The organism is Spirosoma pollinicola (genome assembly GCF_002831565.1).
GTDB classification, from domain to species: domain Bacteria; phylum Bacteroidota; class Bacteroidia; order Cytophagales; family Spirosomataceae; genus Spirosoma; species Spirosoma pollinicola.
Window position 1 is genome coordinate 2,520,333 of record NZ_CP025096.1, and the last position, 20,599, is coordinate 2,540,931.

General features: G+C 46.2%; 20 protein-coding genes. 8 read left to right on the plus strand and 12 right to left on the minus strand.

Annotated elements, in window-relative coordinates; all coding sequences use genetic code 11:
- Window positions 1–235 precede the first annotated feature (235 nt).
- On the minus strand, window positions 236–931 hold the full coding sequence (locus CWM47_RS10710) for a tetratricopeptide repeat protein (protein ID WP_100987973.1): 696 nt from the start codon (window positions 929–931) through the stop codon (window positions 236–238).
- Window positions 932–1,010: 79 nt separating this feature from the next.
- Complete coding sequence (locus CWM47_RS10715; RefSeq protein ID WP_100987974.1) at window positions 1,011–1,241, minus strand: DUF4926 domain-containing protein; 231 nt, start codon at window positions 1,239–1,241, stop codon at window positions 1,011–1,013.
- Between the two features lie 251 nt (window positions 1,242–1,492).
- Here CWM47_RS10715 and CWM47_RS10720 point away from each other — a divergent pair, with 251 nt between their 5' ends.
- Complete coding sequence (locus CWM47_RS10720) at window positions 1,493–3,874, plus strand: TonB-dependent receptor (protein WP_100987975.1); 2,382 nt, start codon at window positions 1,493–1,495, stop codon at window positions 3,872–3,874.
- A 115-nt stretch (window positions 3,875–3,989) separates the two neighbouring features.
- Here the strand turns inward: CWM47_RS10720 and CWM47_RS10725 are convergent, their stop codons facing one another.
- The gene (locus CWM47_RS10725) at window positions 3,990–5,129 is read right to left on the minus strand and encodes a cystathionine gamma-synthase (RefSeq protein WP_100987976.1); all 1,140 of its coding nucleotides are present in this window, start codon (window positions 5,127–5,129) and stop codon (window positions 3,990–3,992) included.
- Window positions 5,130–5,215: 86 nt separating this feature from the next.
- On the opposite strand from CWM47_RS10725, the gene CWM47_RS10730 reads away from it, so the two are divergent.
- A complete protein-coding gene (locus tag CWM47_RS10730; RefSeq protein WP_100987977.1) occupies window positions 5,216–5,887 on the plus strand; it encodes a TVP38/TMEM64 family protein in 672 nt (223 codons plus the stop codon).
- Window positions 5,888–6,004: 117 nt separating this feature from the next.
- Here the strand turns inward: CWM47_RS10730 and CWM47_RS10735 are convergent, their stop codons facing one another.
- Window positions 6,005–6,805 carry an alpha/beta fold hydrolase gene (locus CWM47_RS10735; RefSeq protein ID WP_100987978.1) on the minus strand — a complete coding sequence of 267 codons (801 nt, stop codon included), beginning with the start codon at window positions 6,803–6,805 and terminating at the stop codon, window positions 6,005–6,007.
- A gap of 96 nt (window positions 6,806–6,901) precedes the next feature.
- On the opposite strand from CWM47_RS10735, the gene CWM47_RS10740 reads away from it, so the two are divergent.
- The 3 genes from CWM47_RS10740 to CWM47_RS10750 all read left to right on the plus strand — a co-directional run bounded on the left by CWM47_RS10740 (window position 6,902) and on the right by CWM47_RS10750 (window position 9,721).
- Complete coding sequence (locus CWM47_RS10740; protein ID WP_100987979.1) at window positions 6,902–7,357, plus strand: MaoC family dehydratase; 456 nt, start codon at window positions 6,902–6,904, stop codon at window positions 7,355–7,357.
- Window positions 7,358–7,451: 94 nt separating this feature from the next.
- The gene (locus CWM47_RS10745; RefSeq protein ID WP_100987980.1) at window positions 7,452–8,621 is read left to right on the plus strand and encodes an acyl-CoA dehydrogenase; all 1,170 of its coding nucleotides are present in this window, start codon (window positions 7,452–7,454) and stop codon (window positions 8,619–8,621) included.
- Window positions 8,622–8,794: 173 nt separating this feature from the next.
- A complete protein-coding gene (locus tag CWM47_RS10750; protein ID WP_100987981.1) occupies window positions 8,795–9,721 on the plus strand; it encodes an AraC family transcriptional regulator in 927 nt (308 codons plus the stop codon).
- A gap of 88 nt (window positions 9,722–9,809) precedes the next feature.
- Here the strand turns inward: CWM47_RS10750 and CWM47_RS10755 are convergent, their stop codons facing one another.
- The 5 genes from CWM47_RS10755 to CWM47_RS10775 all read right to left on the minus strand — a co-directional run bounded on the left by CWM47_RS10755 (window position 9,810) and on the right by CWM47_RS10775 (window position 12,548).
- The gene (locus tag CWM47_RS10755; RefSeq protein WP_100987982.1) at window positions 9,810–10,238 is read right to left on the minus strand and encodes an energy transducer TonB; all 429 of its coding nucleotides are present in this window, start codon (window positions 10,236–10,238) and stop codon (window positions 9,810–9,812) included.
- A gap of 3 nt (window positions 10,239–10,241) precedes the next feature.
- Window positions 10,242–11,051 carry a geranylgeranylglyceryl/heptaprenylglyceryl phosphate synthase gene (locus CWM47_RS10760; protein ID WP_100987983.1) on the minus strand — a complete coding sequence of 270 codons (810 nt, stop codon included), beginning with the start codon at window positions 11,049–11,051 and terminating at the stop codon, window positions 10,242–10,244.
- A complete protein-coding gene (locus CWM47_RS10765) occupies window positions 10,969–11,505 on the minus strand; it encodes a hypothetical protein (RefSeq protein ID WP_100993823.1) in 537 nt (178 codons plus the stop codon). The genes CWM47_RS10760 and CWM47_RS10765 overlap by 83 nt, the downstream gene beginning before the upstream one ends.
- A 78-nt stretch (window positions 11,506–11,583) precedes the next feature.
- Window positions 11,584–12,006: a phage holin family protein gene (locus tag CWM47_RS10770; RefSeq protein ID WP_100987984.1), complete on the minus strand. Its 423-nt coding sequence runs from the start codon at window positions 12,004–12,006 to the stop codon at window positions 11,584–11,586.
- A gap of 155 nt (window positions 12,007–12,161) precedes the next feature.
- Complete coding sequence (locus CWM47_RS10775; RefSeq protein WP_100987985.1) at window positions 12,162–12,548, minus strand: TraR/DksA family transcriptional regulator; 387 nt, start codon at window positions 12,546–12,548, stop codon at window positions 12,162–12,164.
- Between the two features lie 331 nt (window positions 12,549–12,879).
- Between CWM47_RS10775 and CWM47_RS10780 the strand changes: the two genes are divergently transcribed.
- The 3 genes from CWM47_RS10780 (at window position 12,880) to CWM47_RS10790 (ending at window position 16,717) form a co-directional block, all read left to right on the plus strand.
- The gene (locus tag CWM47_RS10780) at window positions 12,880–14,154 is read left to right on the plus strand and encodes a Glu/Leu/Phe/Val family dehydrogenase (RefSeq protein ID WP_170069422.1); all 1,275 of its coding nucleotides are present in this window, start codon (window positions 12,880–12,882) and stop codon (window positions 14,152–14,154) included.
- 115 nt (window positions 14,155–14,269) lie between these two features.
- The gene (locus CWM47_RS10785; RefSeq protein WP_100987986.1) at window positions 14,270–14,935 is read left to right on the plus strand and encodes a phosphatidylserine decarboxylase family protein; all 666 of its coding nucleotides are present in this window, start codon (window positions 14,270–14,272) and stop codon (window positions 14,933–14,935) included.
- A gap of 141 nt (window positions 14,936–15,076) precedes the next feature.
- A complete protein-coding gene (locus CWM47_RS10790; protein ID WP_100987987.1) occupies window positions 15,077–16,717 on the plus strand; it encodes a GMC family oxidoreductase in 1,641 nt (546 codons plus the stop codon).
- Between the two features lie 110 nt (window positions 16,718–16,827).
- On the opposite strand, the gene CWM47_RS10795 is transcribed toward CWM47_RS10790, so the two are convergent.
- From CWM47_RS10795 to CWM47_RS10805, 3 genes are read right to left on the minus strand one after another with little or no spacing between them, the layout of a single operon-like run.
- The gene (locus CWM47_RS10795) at window positions 16,828–17,928 is read right to left on the minus strand and encodes an alginate O-acetyltransferase AlgX-related protein (RefSeq protein WP_100987988.1); all 1,101 of its coding nucleotides are present in this window, start codon (window positions 17,926–17,928) and stop codon (window positions 16,828–16,830) included.
- A gap of 14 nt (window positions 17,929–17,942) precedes the next feature.
- Window positions 17,943–19,115, minus strand: a complete 1,173-nt coding sequence (locus CWM47_RS10800) for an alginate O-acetyltransferase AlgX-related protein (protein ID WP_100987989.1) — start codon at window positions 19,113–19,115, stop codon at window positions 17,943–17,945.
- 16 nt (window positions 19,116–19,131) lie between these two features.
- Window positions 19,132–20,571 (minus strand): MBOAT family O-acyltransferase, encoded by a 1,440-nt coding sequence (locus CWM47_RS10805; protein WP_100987990.1) that lies wholly within the window; start codon window positions 20,569–20,571, stop codon window positions 19,132–19,134.
- Between the last annotated feature and the right edge of the window lie 28 nt (window positions 20,572–20,599).

Here is a 20,599-nt window from a genome sequence, read left to right on the forward strand (position 1 = left end):
GGTTTTCTTGATTGATGCAAGCGACGTTAAGTTATTTATGTTAACATAATAGAATAGCTAATTATGTCAAAATGAGCAACTTAATTCCTGTCATGTATATTTTTATTGCTTACCGAAATCTTTTTAAACGATCGCGTAATCTTGCTAATCCTTTAAATCATCAAAAATCCCGGTAAAAAAAAAGGACAAAACCCCTCGGTTTTGTCCTTTGCAGTATTGATGTTTTCAAATACGCTTACGACTCACCGACAGTTGCGTCAAGTACGGATTTGTACTTCTTGGCACTGGCAGCTTCAGTCGATTGACCGTATTTTTCGATGATTTCGTTATAGGCTTCGATTGCCTTATCGTTCTGTTTCGCCTGCTCGTAGGCAACCGCTAACTTTAGCAGGTAGCCGGGCGTAAAGAATTTGTTCGATTTATAATCAGCCGCTTTACGGTAGTAATCGGCAGCTTCGTCAAAGCTTTTCTTCTCCATGTAGGCATCGCCGGTTAGCGCATATGCACGCGCCTGTACCAGCAAGTCAGAAGAGCTGAAGCTTTTAAGGTGGTCGATGGCTTCGTCGTATTTGCCTTCTTTCAGAAGACCAACACCAGCATAAAATTCGGCCAGATTACCGCCGGGGGTTGAGCCGTAGTTATCAGCAACCGCAAGCAGGCCAGGGTTTCTGCCATCGCCGTTAAGCGCTTTTTTCAGCGAATCTGCTTCCAGTTGGTATACCGACGGGAACAGTTCAACTTGTGCTGTTTCATCCTGCGTGCTTACGTAGTAGCGATAGCCAATGAAACCGGCTACTACAAGTACGATAGCGCCAAGGATACCCAGCACAATATTTTTGTTCTGTTGGAAATAATCACCAACATCTTCTAATCTTCCTTCTAATGCGTCCGGGTCTTCTAAAAAGTCCAGGCCTGGATTCTTCTTGCTCATGCTTTTGCAATTTGGAGTGCAAAATTAGGAATATTTACTATCATGGAAAAGGGTATGCATCAAAAGTTTACGATTCATTTTATTCCTGTAGCGTCATATCACGTACCGCCAACACTTCCGACGACCGAACGGGCCTGACTTGATGCGCCAATAGCGTCTCAATGGCGACAGCTTCGCCTGTTAGTGTTACAAATTCTACTTCAAATGCCTGACCTTCGTTGTAGACAGTTAAAATCGTGCCAACATCGCCAATTCTCAGGCGTCCATCAGCTATATCTTCTTCAAGTACGACTAAATCAAACTCGTTCATACGTCAATTTACTAGTTCAAACTAAAAACGACCAATGGCGAAACCTTGTTTTGTTAAAATTGAGTTAACTTTGTCCCGCTAATCTTCTAAGGGGTGCCCAAACCTAACGGGCTGAGATTATACCCATTGAACCTGCGCGGGTAATGCCGCGAAGGGAAATGAATTCACAGATTGTGTCTGTGAGTGTTTACAACAATCATACCTAACAAAAGGTAGGTTCGGCCCCTCGCCTATCGTCAAGCTTTTTCGTCATGAAAAAACCGACGACTACCTCTTTTCTGACCATAGCGCTCCTATGGCTTTTGACGCTGCCTGCCTGGGCGCAATTCACCATTTCGGGTACAGTCAGCGATGCTGATGGCGGCCAACTGCCCGGTGCCGCTGTGATACTAGAAGGTACGTACAAAGGTACCTTTACGGATGCTTCCGGTGCATTTCGACTCACCAATCTCAAGCCTGCTACCGTATCCTTACAAGTGTCTATGCTGGGTTATGAGGCTCAAAAACAGACGGTTGATCTAATTCAGAACGCTACTGTATCCATAAAATTATCAAAAACTGCCGTAGCGGTCGATGAGGTTGTGGTGAGTGCTACCCGCGCAAACCAGAAATCGGCCATTGCTTATACGGATGTGACGCGCCGGGATCTGAACAAATTGAACCTGGGGCAGGATATTCCGCAGTTGCTCAACTTCACCCCGTCTATCGTCACGACATCCGACGCCGGGGCTGGGGTTGGCTATACGGGCATACGTATTCGTGGGTCCGATGCTACGCGTGTTAACGTGACGCTCAACGGGATTCCGTACAATGATGCTGAGTCGCAGGGGACGTTTTTTGTGAACATGCCCGATTTTGCGTCGTCGGTCAGTTCGGTGCAAATTCAGCGCGGGGTAGGCACATCGACCAATGGTGCCGGGGCATTTGGTGCGTCGGTCAATATTCAAACCAACAAGCTGGAAGAGAAACCTTATGCCGAAGTAAACCTGTCAGGAGGCTCGTTTGGTACGAGAAAGGTGAACGTGCTGGCTGGGACCGGTCTGTTAAATAATCATTTTGTGCTGGATGCCCGACTGTCGAAGATTTATTCTGACGGCTACATTGACCGGGCTTTTTCTGATCTAAAGTCGTTCTATATCTCAGGCGGCTACTATACCAAAAAGAGTTTCTTTCGGCTGAATGTGTTTTCGGGTCAGGAAAAAACATACCAAGCCTGGAACGGTGTGCCCGAAAATCTCCTGAAGACCAACCGAACCTATAATTCATTTACGTATGATAACCAGACAGATAATTACCAGCAGGATAATTATCAATTGATCAGTTCGCATGAGCTAAGCAAAAACTGGCGGGCTAATTTGTCTTTCTTTTATACGAAAGGCAAAGGCTATTATGAAGAATACCGAACGGGTGATGCGTTTAGTAACTACGGTTTGCCAAATGTCGTTATTGGTGATTCGATTATTCGTCAAACGGATTTAATTCGGCGGCTCTGGCTGGATAATGATTTCTATGGTGGCGTTTTTTCGTTCGATTACAATAGTTTTGGGAAATTGACGGCCAATGTTGGTGGCGGCTGGAATGAATATAAAGGCATACACTACGGTGAAATTGTCTGGTCAAGAATCGCTGGAAACAGTAATATTCGGGATCGGTATTATCAGGATGATGCCACCAAACGAGACTTTAACCTGTATGCCAAAGCGTTTTATCAATTTACACCGAAGTTGAATGCGTTTGTCGACGCACAGATTCGCTCGGTCAATTATTCATTTCTGGGCTTCAACAGCCAATTGCAAAACGTTCAGCAAGATGCTAAACTGACGTTCTTCAACCCGAAAGCTGGATTTACCTACACTATCAACGACCGTAGCACTGTCTACGCATCAGTAGGGGTAGGGCAGCGGGAGCCAAACCGGAATGATTACACGCAGTCGACGCCCGAAAGCCGCCCAAAAGCAGAGAAGTTGATCGACTATGAAGCGGGTTATAAGGTTCAAAATGAGAAGCTGGCATTTACGGCCAACGCTTATTTTATGAATTACAAGAACCAGTTGGTGCTATCGGGTCAGTTGAACGACGTGGGGGCCTACAATCGGGTTAACATTCCAAACAGCTATCGGGCAGGTATTGAACTGGAAGTTGGTGCCAAACTAGCTAAACAACTCCGTTGGAATGTTAATGCTACCTTTAGTCAGAACCGGGTTAAAAACTTCACGGAGTATCTGGATAATTTCGATAATGGGCAACAGGAAAGTCGTCAATATGGCCAGACGGATATTTCGTTCTCGCCAAATGTTATTGTGGGATCGCAGTTGCTGTTCACGCCCGCCAAAGGGCTGGAACTGGGCTTTCTCTCAAAATATGTGGGCAAACAATACATGGACAACACCTCGAACGAAAGCCGGAAGTTAAACTCGTATTTTACGAACGACATCCGGTTGATTTATTCTATAAAGCCTAAGTTCGCTCAGGAAATCGTCTTTACGCTGTTGTTCAACAACGTTCTCAACGAATTGTATGAGTCGAACGGCTATACCTACGCCTACATTTCGGAAGGCAAAGTGACGGCCGACAATGGCTATTACCCACAAGCCGGCCGGAATTCTCTGGCCGGGGTTCGGGTACGTTTCTAGACCGGGATGTCTGAACCGGGATTTTAACAAGATTTAAAGGATTTTCAAGATTATTTGTTTCATTAATACAAGCACATAATCTTGAAAATCCTTTAAATCTTGTTAAAATCCCGGTTCAGCCAATTGCCTGCTCCAGATCCTGAATCAAATCCTCTACATCTTCAATCCCAACGCTGAGTCGGATGAGTGTGTCTTTCAGCCCATTCTTGTGACGTTCTTCTTTGGGAATGCTGGCGTGGGTCATGCTGGCAGGGTGCGTACAAAGCGACTCAACGCCCCCCAGTGATTCGGCCAGAGAAAACACCTGAAAGCTTTCCATGACTCGAACCGCTTCGGGCATCGAATCGCCCTTCAGTTCAAAGGAAAGCATACCACCAAAGTCGCGCATTTGTTTTTTTGCCAACTCATGGCCGATGTGCGATTCCAGACCCGGATAGTGCACCTGACTTACTTTAGGATGCTGCTGCAAATACTGCGCTACTTTCATCGCATTCTCGCAATGACGCTGCATCCTGACATGCAGGGTTTTGATGCCGCGTAACACCAGAAAACAATCCTGTGGACCGGGTACGGCTCCGCAGGCGTTCTGGATAAAGGCTAGTCGCTGGGCCGTTTCGTCGTCGTTCAGGATAATCGCGCCCATCACCGTGTCAGAATGGCCACCGAGGTATTTGGTTACCGAATGCATGACAATATCCGCCCCTAAATCGAGCGGGTTTTGCAGATAGGGCGACGCAAAGGTGTTATCGACGACAAGTTGAATGGTGCGCGGTTTCGTAATGGCAGCTACAGCTTCAATATCTACCAAACGCAGCAGTGGGTTTGTGGGCGTTTCAATCCAGACCATCTTCGTGGCGGGCGTGATAGCCGCTTCCAGCTTCGACGCATCGGATAAATCGACGAAGGTAAACTTCAGTCCGAATTCCTGAAAAACGCGCACCATAATCCGGTACGTACCGCCGTAAAGATCGTTGCTGGCAATGATTTCGTCGCCGGGTTTGAACAGTTTCAGAATTGCGTCTGTTGCGCCTAAACCCGATGCGTAGCAAATACCGTGTTTCCCGTTTTCTAGGGCCGCGAGGTTATTTTGTAGGGCATTCCGGGTAGGGTTCTGGGTACGAGCATATTCGTAGCCCTTATGTTTACCCGGCGATTCCTGAACGTAGGTCGATGTTTGATAGATGGGCGTCATAATTGCGCCCGTTGTGGGGTCCGGCTCAATACCGGCATGGATGGCTTTGGTTCCGAATTTCATAGTCAAATGTAACAAGAATGTGGCGTGCAGTGGGTACGCTACCCGATAAGTCAAACCACAACAGCCATTTGCCTGTTTGATAGAGTGTGAAGTTATCTATTCCTAAATCAGTGACCGGTCCGGCCCTTCTGGGGCTTCTCTTGTCGGTAACGCCAATTGTCTTTACCTCGCTACTGACCTACTTTGCCGTAGTTCATGAACAGACTATTGCGGGTTTCACCGCCTGGCAATGGGCGGGCATTACGGTCGCTTGTGCCATTACTTCAGCCGGGTTAACACCTCCAACGATGCTGGCTCTAATTTTTGGCTATTTTCTGGGTTGGCGGGCTGTATTGCCCCTCTTCGTTATTAATTTCGGGGGAATCCTATTCATTAACCTGCTTGTTCATTGGCTCGACCACGACCGATTTCTGGCTTTCCTGCGACGGAATCCCAAAGCGCAATCGGTGCTGGATCGTATTTTGAACAATGAGTTAGAGGTAATTTTCTTCGCCAAATTATCGCCCATTTTACCATTCGGCCTGACGAACCTGCTTTTTGCGCTATCAGGGGCACGGCTGAAGAATATCTTACTGGGTGGTTTTCTGGGCATGACCCCCCGCACGTTGCTGGCAATCTGGTCGGGGCACGAAGCCCGCGAAATTAAGGTGCTGTTAGAGAATCCTAATCAAAGCTCCTGGACCCAAATTGTTATTGTAGGCTTAATTATTGTTTCCATTGCCGGGCTTTGGCAGGTGATACAACGGTCTCTTAAGTAATTACCACCCCCAACCCCCTCCTAAAACAGGAGGGGGCTTTGTAACGGGGTATCCCTATCCCCTTACTTACAGGTGGAACCGAGAGAGGGATATCCTTCGGCATAGCCCCCTCCTGTTTTAGGAGGGGGTTGGGGGTGGTAACTTCTCCCCCGTCAACTCAATCAAATGATTGTGTCCCGTTTTAAAGACTGTCAGCTCATGATGCTGAAGTCGTTTTGTTAAAGGCAGAATATAGATGCCCGGTATAATACGGTCGTACGCACCCATAAAAAAACGGACCGGAACGGCATGGTCATTGAGCGATTGAGCAATTACAGCCAGATTAGGCCTAATCAGACGAAATTGTGTCCAGCTACGATAGACCAGCGCGCGCTGTGCAGGCGTACCTAATGAAATCTCGGCAAAACGCATAATCGTTCGATTTAACAGGCCGAGTCGCGTCAATAGGTGGCCAAATGTGGTTAGCATAGACAGATGCCGCATTACATATCGAAATAAACGACGACCCAGGCCTGTGCTGGTTGCCAACTGATACCAACCATTGCGCGTAACGCCATCAGACGCAATCAGAATAAGCTGGTCCAGTCGATTGGCAAAGCATTCGGTGGTTGTCAGCGCAAATCGTCCGCCCAGACTAAAGCCCATTAACGAAAATCGCTCGATCGAGTGCGCTTGTAAAAAATGGCCTATTAATTCACACCAGATAGATTTGGTTAAGAGCTTATTGCCCAGATAGTGGCTGTTGCCATGAAAAAATAAATCAATGGCATAAATGGTGTATTGCTTATAGAGCAACCGCTCTAACGGCTTAAATACATGCTTACTTTGACCAAATCCATGAAAAGCAAGCAATATAGCCGGGCCATTACCGTATGTTTGATAGGTAATGCGGCTATCGCTAAACGTAAATTCAGACATATTTGGCTTTTCAGATATATAGACAAAATTAAGCGCGATCACTGATAAACAATCTTGCCCGGTCCCTCTTATACACCATATATCCATCGTATCCTTATGAACACATTCGCTGATTTGGCTCATTTTTCGGCACATGCCGGGCAATCGCTGGGAGAAACCAACTACGTAGTGATTACCCAGGAGATGGTCAACCTCTTTGCGGAGGCTACCGGCGATTACCAGTGGATTCATACTGATCCTGAACGAGCCGCGTTGGAATCACTGTACAAAGTACCGATTGCGCACGGTTTTTTGACCCTTTCCCTGGCTCCGAAGCTAATGGCTCAGTTGTATCGAGTTGAATCGGTGAAAATGGGAATCAACTATGGCGCTAATAAAATTCGGTTCACAAATGCCGTTCCGGTTGGCAGCCGTTTACGAATGAAAGCGCGTTTGCAAACGGTCGAGGCTCAGGATAAAGGAGTACGGGCTATCATCGAATGTACCTTTGAGCTGGAACACGCTCCCAAGCCAGCCTGTATCGCCGAATTGATTGTGCTTCTATTCGAATGATTAGGTAGTATGCATGCATACTATTAATTCTTTTTCATTACTTTTACAGTATTCACAACAAACAGGTAACAGTAACTTAAATCAACGCAATTCGATGGCATCGGCAACGCTTGAATTACAGGGATTAAATTTTAATTTATCGGAAGAGCACCTTGCCGTGCAGGAGGCTGCCCGCGATTTTGCACAAAACGAACTATTTCCCGGCATTGTCGAGCGCGACAACGAAGCTCGGTTTCCTGCCGAGCAAGTCAAACGTATGGGCGAACTAGGCTTTTTAGGTATGATGGTGTCGCCCGATTATGGTGGTGGCGGCATGGATACCGTTGCCTATGTGCTGGCGATGGAAGAAATCTCTAAAATTGATGCGTCAGCTTCGGTTGTCATGTCGGTCAATAATTCGCTGGTATGTTATGGACTGGAAGCGTTTGGCACCGAAGAGCAAAAGCAAAAATACTTAACACGTCTGGCTTCCGGCGAAACGATAGGCGCTTTCTGTCTCTCGGAGCCTGAAGCGGGTTCGGATGCCACCTCGCAAGCCACCATGGCCGAAGACAAAGGCGAATATTATTTAGTGAACGGGACCAAGAACTGGATTACCAACGGTGGATCGTCCGGTATTTGTTTGGTAATAGCCCAGACAGACCGCGAAAAAAAACACCGGGGTATCAATTGCCTTATTGTTGAGAAGGGAACGCCGGGTTTTGTCGTTGGCAAAAAAGAAGATAAGATGGGTATTCGGGCATCAGATACGCACTCGTTGTTGTTCACGGATGTACATGTACCTAAAGAAAACCGTATTGGCGAAGATGGATTTGGGTTCAAATTCGCCATGTCTACGCTTAACGGTGGGCGTATCGGTATTGCAGCTCAGGCACTGGGTATTGCTGCCGGAGCATATGAGCTGGCCTTAAAGTACAGCCAGGAACGGAAAGCGTTTGGTAAGCAAATATTTGACCATCAGGCTATTCAGTTCAAACTGGCCGAAATGGTTACGAAAATTGAAGCGGCTCGTTTGCTGGTTTACAAAGCTGCCAGACTGAAGGACGAACATAAAGACTACGTTCAGGCAGCCGCAATGGCCAAGTTATTTGCGTCGGATGTAGCGATGTGGGCTACTACCGAAGCTGTGCAGATTCATGGTGGGTATGGCTACGTAAAAGAATTTCATGTTGAACGATTGATGCGCGACGCGAAAATTACTCAGATTTACGAGGGTACATCTGAAATACAAAAATTAGTTATAGCCCGCGAACTCATTCGTTGACCCTTTTCTTAGTAAAATAGAATTTTTCTAAAGGTGTAGTGCGTGTTCGATGCGAATACGCACTATTTTTTTTATTATTTGGAAACTTTTATACTTGTATTAGTTTTGTACAAATTATTAGTTTTGTGCAACTTTACGCACACACTCAATCTAAGAATACGCACCTTTCTGCTATGGAAGACTATAATAAAATAATAGAATCGTTGGGCGTTAAGTTTATTAAGGCTCGTAACATTCGGATTTTACAGCCTATCACCATCAAAAATTTCTACGATGTTGAGAATACACTGTTGATTTTGTTCAATGGTGATGTATCAATTGGCGATGAAAAAATAAAGGTGGATGTTGGGGATATGCTGTTTATTCCGGGTGGCAAACACGTTACTGTTACCTACGGCGATCCCACAAACCCGAAAACGGTCTCGAACGAAGAGTTCATGACGCACCGGGAAACGTACTGGGAAGGTAACCACGACCCCAAATTGATTGGTCATTTGCCTAATTCATTTGGCTACGTGTCGTTTGAAGCAAAGGTGTTCGACTCGGTTAACTTCTTTAATTCGCTCGACGTACCACCTTTCATCATTAAGCGGGAAGAGCATCTGGCCACGACCATCGACCAGATTCTGGCGGAAGAAATGACCGATCTGGCGGGTAAAGGGCGGATCATCAAGATTAAAACCGAAGAAATCGTTATTGAGGTCGTTCGGTATATTCTGAAGAATCATCTGTTTGTTGAGCAGCTCGTTACAAACAGTACTTACTTCAAAGACCCACGCCTGATTGATATTTTTGCGTATATCAAAGAAAATCTGGGTGGCGATCTGTCGAACAAAGTGCTTGCCAACGTTGCTAACGTTTCGGAAGATTATGTTGGGCAGTACTTTAAAATGCTGACAGGCATCAATCCACAGGATTATATCGAATACCAACGGATGGAAGCTGCCGTTGGGTTACTGCGCACGAGCAAGAAGAGTATTCGGGCTATTGGTGCCGAAGTAGGCTATAAAGACACCGCTTACTTCTGCCGCCGATTCAAGATGATGTTCGGTATTCCAGCCGGTAAAATGCGCCGTCGGGAATCGTTGATGAATGTATAGAAAGAAAAAAGGAAGAGCGGGAAGAAGGCCACAAAAGGATTTAATTGCATATCCTTTTGTGGCCTTCCTCCCGCTCTTCCTTTTTTCTCTACTGCATTGTCACCTCAATGGGTAGCGTGTAAAAGACAGATACGCGCTTGCCATCTACCTGACCGGGCTCCCAACGCGGCATTTTTTCAATAGCCGCAATGATGTTCATCATAAAAGCCTCCATACTCTTCTGTGTTTTCTTATCGAGTGGCTTCGTTGTTATTCTGACATCATGGACGTAGCCAACCTCATCAATAATAAACTTGGCTGATACCGGACCGGTATCATAGTTTTGGCGTGATAGTGAACCCGGTACGCGTATCGTTTCGGCCAAGTAGCGGCTCAAGGCTGCTTTCCCACCCGGAAACTCAGGTTGACGTTCGGGAACTGTATAAACTTTTCCGCTTCGAGATTGGGCAATGGAAACGGAACCAAAAGCGAAAAGCGAGAATGCCAGTAACAGTAAGGCTAAGAAAGGACGTTTCATAAATTAGGCTTGTACAACAGACTGGTTAAACTCGCGTATTACGGTCGATAATTGGGGCAATAAATCTGGATCGTTCTCAATCCCATTTCCCACAACGATCATATCGGCACCAGCTTTTAAAGCCTGATAAGCTTTTTCGCCAGAATCTATACCCCCACCAACAATAATTGGTATGTCTACAACGCGTCGAACAGCAGCGATCATGGCAGGAGATACCGGTTTGCGGGCGCCACTGCCTGCATCCAGAAAGATGAGTTGCAGACCGAGCATTTCACCCGCCATAGCCGTGCAAGCGGCTACATCCGGTTTGTCGTAGGGCAATGGCATGGTACCGCTGATATATGAAACGGTCGTTTGGGTACCGCTATCAACAACCATATAGCCTGTTGGTAGAATCTCTAAGCCACTTTTTTTCAAAAGCGGTGCAGCAATTACATGTTGACCGATTAGAAAATCCGGGTTACGCCCCGAAATAAGGGACAAAAATAGGATAGCATCGGCCGATGGCTCGATGTGAAGCGGATTTCCGGGAAAGAGAATAATTGGTGTCGTGGATTGACGACGAATAGACGCAATAACTTCTTTATGCGAGTAATCGGTTACCAAGCTGCCCCCAACCAGAAAAAAATCAACGGCATAGTCGACGGTTCGGGCAAGTAGCTTAGAAAATGAGTCTTGCTCAATCTTATCAGGATCGAGCAAGACAGCAAATGCTTTTTGGCCAGACAGCTTATAGTCCCGTAGTGTAGTCAACAGACTCCGTTGGGGCTTGTTTGTGGTATTGAGTCGGCTCGGCGGTTGGATTGATGGCATTATTTGTACGAATGCGGGCTAAAAATCCGGTTAGCTGCTCACGAGCGATGTTCGTTAGTACAGATGTTACGATCCCACCTATTAACCCACTCGCGGCTGCTGACTTCTGTATTTTGTTAGCCTGTTTCTTAACGGCTTTGTGAGCTGGCGGTTGAGTAGACAGTTCGTTTTCCTCATCGTCGTCGGTCTCATCATCGTCGAAGTCCTCGTCGTCTGGTTCGCCGTATTTTTCGGCGAACCGGTATTCGTCGGACTTAGGCAGAATGGCATTAACAACCAAATATACGGCTAAAGCGGCACCTGCTACAAACGCGGTTGTTTTACCAACTTCCGTTGCATCGCCTTTGATAGCTTCAACACCGTCGGTAATTGAGGTTTTGAACTGCTCTGTTGCGGCCATAAGCTGGGCCCGGCGAGCCGTTGTATCAGCAAAAGGTACTTTAGGATCTTCCATCTTGATTAATCTCGGGCTCTGTAAAATGAACCAATTTGATTTGATTTTCAGATTGAAAATCAAGGGTTTATGACTAATTTATTTCGTAGGGTCGTTACTACTCATAGAGGAGCGTGTTTGGGCCATTAATTCTTCAACCGCGTCTGATTTTTCTTCAATCTTTTTTTCCTGACTTTTCTTCAGGGCACTATAGGCGGCTACGCGAATTTTTGATTTGAAAAAATCTTTGGCAGCCATCCAAATTACAGTTAAAAGAAGAAAGAAACCGGCTACTATTAAAAAACCCAGGTATTTGCTGTTTGTTACTTCGTTCAAATAAGCCGCCAATAGACTAAACAAAAATATAATAGTCATTGTAGCTAACAGCGCGAGTACAACACTATGAATAGCAACTACAACACCTTCTTCAATTTTCCCCCGAATCTCCAGTGTAAATAGCTCGATGCGGGCTTCCAGATAACGGAATATATTCTCCCGAATTTCTTCCAGGCGTTCGAACATGCTTTCAGATAATTAAATTTTCTCTCTGCGATATTTACAAACAATCGGTCAATTTGTTTAAAAATATGAGGAAAATAAAAAAGCTCCAGCGCATTACGTGCTGGAGCTAGTGCAAATTCTATAGAATTTCGATGAACCTACTTGCGTTTTACCGGTTATTTTGATTGACGCAATTTGGCTTCGATTGTTTGCTGCGTATGGGGAACAGCCCGGAGACGTTCTTTAGGTATCAGTTTGCCGGTATCTTTACAGACACCGTACGTTCCGTTTTTAATGCGCACCATAGCAGCATCTAATTGTTGAATAAATTTCTGTAGCCGAGCTGCTAACTGACTTAAATTCTCGCGTTCGCTGGTATCTGCGCCATCTTCGAGTAATTTTGAATTGCCCGAAGTGTTGTCTGTGCCGCTGTCATTCCGTTTGCTGAGCGATTCCTTAATGTAGTTCAACTCACTACGCGTATCATCGAGTTTCTTGCCAATCAGCTCCTCGAACTCCTTTAAATCGTCCTCCGAATAACGTTTTTTTTCTTCCTGAACCATGTTAAGTACTCCGTTAGATGGTGTGTACCTTATTTAAACACAAAATTAATGCTTTGTACTCATTATTTCAATGAACGAACCCTCTATAATTTAATTTTTTTAAAATTGACCAAATTGACATTCACCCATTTATCGAACTAATATTCGGCTCAGTTCCCATTAAATAAAGATCTCTTTTGCTAGATGATTAAAGTGTGAATGATTATACGGTTTGGTAATATTAAATTAATCTCAGAAAAAATAGGCCTTTCACAATATGATTATTCATTTGTTAAGTTTGTAAGACACTTCACAATCAAATTAGTTTTAAGAAAGAAGTTAAAATAAAGCCATGGGATATATTGAACCAGCTCCAATAAAAGACAAAGAGAATCCGCTTGAATCAATGATGTCACGTTTCGATGCCGCTGCTAAATTGGTTGGCATTTCAGATGAAATGTATGACATACTCAAGGTGCCGGCCCGCCAGGTTATTGTTGGGTTACCGGTTACAATGGACAATGGGTCTATTAAGGTTTTTGAAGGGTATCGTGTTATTCACTCCAATATTCTGGGACCGGCCAAAGGAGGCATCCGGCTCGATCCGGGCGTACACCTCGACGAAGTGCGGGCGTTAGCGGCCTGGATGACCTGGAAATGCGCCGTTGTCGATATTCCGTATGGTGGCGCCAAAGGTGGAATTGCCTGTAACCCCCGTGAGATGTCGGCGGGCGAAATTGAGCGATTGATTCGCCAGTATACAGTGGCCATGCTCGACGTAATCGGGCCCGACCGCGATATTCCAGCGCCTGATATGGGCACCGGTCCACGTGAAATGGCCTGGATCGTGGACGAGTATTCCAAAGCCAAAGGAATGACCGTAAACAATGTAGTAACGGGTAAGCCACTTGTGTTGGGTGGGTCGTTAGGCCGCACCGAAGCAACAGGCCGCGGTGTAACAGTAGCGGCTCTTGCCGCCATGGACAAGCTGCGCATGAACCCATACCGCACAACGGCGGCCGTTCAGGGTTTTGGTAATGTTGGGTCATTTGCTGCCGAATTGCTCCATGAGCGGGGCGTTACCGTTGTGGCGGTCAGCGACATATCGGGCGGCTATTACAACAGCAACGGAATCGATATTACGGCTGCTGTAAGCTACCGAAACAACAATAAAGGAACCCTGGAAGGGTTTACGGGGGCCGAGAAAATTTCAAATGAAGAACTTCTCTCGTTAGCCGTTGATGTACTGGTGCCAGCCGCTAAGGAAGACGTTATTACGGAAGATAATGCCAACTCGATTCAGGCTAAAATGATTGTAGAAGGGGCTAATGGCCCAACCTCAGCCAGCGCCGACGAGATCATTAACAGCAAGGGTATTCTGGTGGTGCCCGATATTCTGGCCAATGCAGGTGGCGTTACGGTCTCGTATTTTGAGTGGGTGCAAAATCGCATCGGCTATAAATGGACACTTGATCGCGTTAACCGCCGAGCCGACCGCGTTATGAAAGATGCTTTCGACCGGGTCTTTGAAACCTCACAACGGTATCAGGTTCCATTGCGCCTGGCAGCCTACATTGTTGCCATTGATAAAGTCGCCAGCACCTATAAATACCGTGGCGGATATTGATTTACCACAAAATGTATGATGTATAATGTATGATGTATATTTTTGCTCATACTTGATGCATCAACATTACATCATACCGCACGGGCGATCCCGATTATACATCATACATTCTATTATGCGCTTACACCGCGAAGGTTACACAATTATGCTCACGACGGGGCTGGTTTTACTAGCTCTGAATCTGCTCGCATATTATTATTTGTTTTCCGATAATTCAACGGCCATTGTCTTGTTAGCCATAATAAGCCTGGTCCTGTTTTTATTGATCGTACAATTTTTTCGTATACCAACCCGGCTGTTAACAACCGGCGAATCGCAGGTTATTGCGCCAGCCGATGGTAAAGTAGTTGTTATTGAAGAAACCGTTGAAGGTGAGTACTTTAAAGATCGTCGTCGGCAAGTGTCCATCTTTATGTCACCGCTGAACGTACACGTCAACCGGAATCCTGTTACGGGTGTTGTTCGGTATTTCAAGTACTTTCCTGGCAAATATTTAGTTGCCTGGCACCCAAAATCAAGTACAGAAAACGAGCGTACAACGGTTGTTGTTGAGATCGCTAACGGAACACAGGTCCTATTTCGACAGATTGCCGGGGCTGTTGCCCGACGTATTATCTGGTATGTGAAGGAAGGCCAGCCGGTTAAACAGGGCGAAGAGTTTGGCTTTATAAAATTTGGCTCCCGGGTAGATATTTTTCTTCCGCTTGATGCCGAGATTAAAGTCAATATTGGTGATGTGACAAAAGGCGGGGTAACGGTTTTGGCCGAACTGCCGAGTTAAAATTTTATTCTTTCTCATCAGTCAATAGTCGTAGTGTGGACCATCCATGCTACGACTATTTTATTTATATATCCTGTCTGCCAGTTGACTTATTCGGAGAATTTATTGTGCTTTAGGCTTTGTATCTAGCCTAAAGTAACTATGGATTTCGATTATATAATTGTCGGTGCCGGTTCGGCGGGTTGCGTATTGGCGAATCGTTTATCGGCTGATCCAACAAAATCGGTTTTGTTGCTGGAAGCGGGCGGACCTGATACAAAAATGGAAATCCATATTCCAGCCGCTTATACCAAATTACACGGGTCGGCGGTTGACTGGGGGTTCTGGACAGAACCACAAATGGCGCTCAACGGCCGACGGATGTATCAACCCAGGGGTAAAACGCTTGGGGGCTGTTCGTCGACCAATGCGATGGCTTATGTGCGGGGTAACCGGCTCGACTACGATGACTGGGCAGCTTTGGGTAATGAAGGCTGGGGCTACAAAGATGTGTTGCCTTATTTTATACGCTCTGAGCACAATGAGCAGTACGACCGCCTTGATCCTGTTTATCATGGTAACTTCGGCCCGCTAAATGTTACGTATGCTACCCGCTTTCAGACTCCGCTGGCAGGTGCTTTTGTTAATGCCTGTACTCAGGCGGGAATTCGGCTCAATGCCGATTATAATGGGGCAGAGCAGGAAGGGACAGGATTTTTTCAATTTACCATCAAAAATGGCCAGCGGCACAGTGCGGCAACCGCCTTTTTACTGCCAGCGTTAAAGCGACCTAATCTAAAGGTAATTACACAGGCACATACAACTCAGATTCTGATCCAGAACGACCGGGCCAGAGGTGTCGACTTTATAACTGGCAAGAACCAGACGCAGCGGGCAACGGCTCGAAAAGAAGTTATTTTATCGGCAGGGGCATTTCAGTCGCCACAGTTACTTATGCTGTCGGGTGTTGGCCCGGCTGATGCGCTTCGGTCGGTGGGGATACCGGTGAAAAAAGAGTTGGTGGGCGTGGGTCAAAACTTGCAGGATCATCTGTTTTCGGGCGTTAGCAGCCTCAGTTCGCAACGGGCCAGTTCGGCCAATTTTCATCTCAAGCCGCTGAATCAATTAAAAGGACTGGTGCAATACATGATCAGCAAAAAAGGGCCGATGACCATAAGTCCACTCGAAGCAGTTGCCTTCCTGAAAACGGAACATGCCCGCACCAGCAAGGACTATCCTGATCGTATTGACATGCAGCTTCATTTTGCTCCCGTTCACTTTGGCGCGGATGGAAAGGCCGACTTCTACGATCTGTCGACCTATCCGGTCACGGATGGATTTACCATTCTGCCAACGCTGCTTAAGCCCAAAAGTCGGGGGTATATTGGGCTTCGCTCAGGAAATCCGCTCGATGCGCCTATTATTCAACCCAATTATTTATCGGAAGAAAGTGATCGGCAGGTGATGATCAGTGGCCTGCGGAAAACTATTGAGGTGATGAAAGCCGACGCTTTTCAGTCCTATAGCTCGGGTGTCAATGTGCCCTCCTCGTATGGGTCTGACGATGACCTTTGGCAACACCTTTTGAGCATTCTGGAAACGGTTTACCACCCGGTTGGCACCTGCAAAATGGGGGTGAATTCTGACGAATGGGCTGTCGTTGACGCCGATTTGCGGGTTCAGGGTATCGAGGGATTGCGTGTGGTTGATGCATCTGTGATGCCAACCATTGTTTCGGGCAATACAAATGCGCCAGTGATCATGATTGCCGAGAAAGCCGCCGATTTGATTTTAGGAAAATGATAAGTAGTTAATTGGTGGAGTGGTTGATTTGTGAAGTTATAGATTGGTTGATTTTGCAAGATACCATTCCACGAATCAACTACTCCACCATTTAACTTCCTATCGACTATTCAAAAGGTTGCCAATTGATAAATGTTACGTTCTACAACCTCAATAACGACAACTGATGGTCGTTCTGCTTTCACCAGGGCAGCGTCTAACTTACTGCCCCGCATAAAAAATGAGTTGCGAAAGTAACCGGGTAGGTAATGCATCATGCCGTGGCTGAAAGAATCGCCAACAAGGAATAAACGCCCCGATCCCGGCCCAGTAAATCGGGTAGAAGGGTATCCCATCGCTTCGTTAGGAATAACAGCCGTTTGATGGCCGCTGCGGCTCGGCTTTGGGGTAATGTAATAATAAATAGGATCTGTATGCTCATCCTGAAGCGTCAACATCTTAATGAGATCTCCGGCGGCACCATGCTGCCGCTCAATATGATAATCTGACAGTTGAACAGGCAAAATGCCTGGTTGATCGTGCCGCATGTAATTGAGTAAACTTGCACAGCCAATCAGGGTTCCATATTCATTCCAGTGAGTATCTGTCTGATAATAAACCACATGGTTTCGTTTAGCCGCGCGTAACGTATCTCGAATATCAACAAAATGGAGGTTAGTTTGGGCTACAGCCTGTTTAAGAATATCCAGACGCGAAGGCTCCTCGCTTTGTTGTAGTTGATCGGGCAGGTTCTCGGGGTAAATAGTGTGCGAATCGGGTGCAATAAATATATACAGCTCGGTACCTTGCCGGGCTAGCTGCTGTTGTATTTCCAGTAAGTGATTGGTAATACGACGGGCAGAATCGACGGAGAGTGGTTGCAGGCCCCGATGCTGATCGATAACTTTATTGTAGCTATTGCCGAGGTAGAGCCAGCCATTTTTGCCAACTACCACTTTTTCGGGTAGGGGAGATTGCTCAAGTATGTTGAATTTCCAGCGGCTATAGACATAAAACAGCGCATTTCGCCAACCAAAGTTCTCTTTGTAATATTGATCGAACTGTTTGACGAAACTGCGGACATGCGGGAAGTTCACCGCTGGCATACCCGTCAGTTGTCGATTTTCAGTACTGCTAAACCGGGATGACAGCCCCAGGAGTTGATCGAGGGCTGGCAAGAACAAGACAAGCGCAAAAACGACCGCAATTAGGCGGGTACGACTACTATTCATGTGGTTTGTAAGAACTATAACTGGCCTAGAGAGTCAATGTTCCGTTCAACAATCTCAATAACCACAATATCAGGGTGTTCACGTTTAACTAGGTTCATGTCGAAGGTGTGTGCCCGAACCAGATAGGACTCCCGGAAATACTCCGGTAAAGACGTAGTCATTGCAAAGCTAAACGAATCACCTATAAGCAACAACTTGGGCAACGTTGGCGAGTTGATAACGAACCGTTGGTACGGCAGTTCATTTACTATATGTACTGTTTCGGTATTTCGAGCGTGCAGAGGTCTGGCGGGGGTGAGTTTATAATCTATTGAGTCAACCAGTTCATGATGCAGCGTAAGCATTGTAACCAGATCGCCACCAACACCTTGTACAGGCTTAACGACAAAGTCGGAAAGCCGGGCTACGGGCAGCAGAGGGAAATCTTGCCGAAGCCTGTTTACCAGGGCTTGCGTAGCGACCAATGCCCCAAACTCATTCCAGTGCGTATCTGTCTGTTGATAGAGAACGTGGTCACTTTTAGCGGCTATCAATGCCTTTCGTACATCCACAACCGGAATGGTTGTGTGTTGACTCATATAGGCCTGAAAGCGGTCAAAATTAGACGACGGTAGCTTCTTCGGTAAAAAACTGGGTAAGTTCTCCGGGTAAATGGTGTATGAGTCGGGTGCAACGAAAACATACAATTTTGCGCCTTGCGCGTCACACTGGCGCTGAAGCTGGCTCAAATGGCGAGCAATTGACGCCAGTGTATCAACGTGTATTGGGGCCAAACCCCAGTGCTGATTTAAAATTTTATTCAGGCTGTTGCCCGGATAAAACCAGCCGTTTTGACCTATTAATACTTTTTCGGGTAAAGGTGAGGTAGCCAGTATCCTATATTTCCATCGACTGTAGACATAAAATAGGGCGTTTCGCCAGCCAAAATTCTCTTTATAGTATCGGTTAAATTGAGCGATGTATGTTTGAACATGCGGAAAGTTAAAGCTGGGCAATGGTGCCAACCCCCTCTTTTCGGAACTTTGAAAACCTGAGGACAACGTCAGCCACTGATCCAGTATGGGTAACGTTAGCAAAAGCCCAAAGCCCAGGCTGATCAACGTGGTTTTGAATCGCTGTGGTTTTCTGTTTTCTTCTCTTGAACGAACAACTTGAGAAGTGTCATCTGTAGGTGTTCTTTTTGCCATTGTTCTATCCTTACTCTTAAAATCGAAAATAGATGAAAGGATTGTAGGTATCAGCAGCCAGATACATAACCGCTAACACAAACAAGCCAAACAAGCCAACGACATATATTGAGTTTAATAAGATATGGATGGACACGAGTCGGGCTACCAGGCGCTCCCAGCCCCGTTGGAAGTAAGGATAAACAGGTGTGGCCAGTACAAAACCAATGAGTAGTGAAACAATCAGTTCGGCATTCAGAAAATAGGATGGTGGGTAAGCCATCATGGCTGTAGGCTGGCCTCCCAAACCGAGCATTTTTTGCAGGAAATGAATAGCTTCCGGCAAGGTTTCCGTTCGGAAAAATACCCAGCCAACCAGCACCGCCAAAATCGTATAGGCATGGGCAACAGGTGGCCATAATCGTTCTAGACGTTTGCCCAGACCGGCCCGTTCAATAAGCAGGAATAACCCATGATATAATCCCCATATAATGAAATTCCAGCTTGCCCCATGCCATAATCCCGTCACAAAGAATACAATCAACAGATTGCGATAGGTACGCATTTTGCTGGCCCTATTACCACCCAACGGAATATAGACATAATCCCGAAACCAGCTCGACAGCGAAATGTGCCACCTGCGCCAGAAATCCTGAATCGAACGGGCAACATAGGGGTAGTTGAAATTTTCCTTAAAATCAAATCCAACCATTTTTCCCAGACCAATAGCCATGTCGGAATAGCCGGAGAAATCGAAATAAATTTGGAGTGAATAGCCCACGATGCCCAGCCAGGCGGTTGCGGTTGGGTAAGTATCTGGAGGAGCGTTGAAGATGGTATCGGCCAGACTCGCGAAGGTATTGGCCAGCAGGACTTTTTTGGCTAGTCCCAGAATGAACCGTTCAGCCCCAATACCAAATTTTTCAATTGTTGTGGTTCTGTCGGCAAGTTCGGGCGCGATATCGGCGTATCGAACAATAGGCCCGGCAATCTGGTGCGGAAACATGGCCACGTAGGTCCCGTAATCTAAAAAACTGCGGTTGGCCTTAATGCGCCCCCAGTAAATATCGAGCGTGTAGGAAATGCCCTGAAATGTATAGAAGCTAATACCAATGGGCAGCGCAATGTGTGTGAGGGCCAAACCCGCTGGAACAGGTAGGGTAAAGGCTTTGGCAACACCCAAAACCGAATCGACAAAGAAGTTGGCATATTTGTAGTAGAAAAGTAACGACAAACTGCCAGCCAGCGATAGCCATAAACCAGCCCGACGACGCCCCTGCTCAATCAAACGGCCTGCAATGTAGTTTATAAGTGCAGACAGCAGCAGTACTAAAACAACCGGACCTTCTCCCCAGGCATAAAAACATAAACTAGCCGCAAACAAAAAAGCATTATGAAAACGCTTTGGGAGCAGATAGTAAATGAGCAAAAAGAAAGGTAAAAACAGAAATAAGAAGATTGCTGAACTAAACAGCATAGTATTTTAGGAAATGGGTGGGTACAAA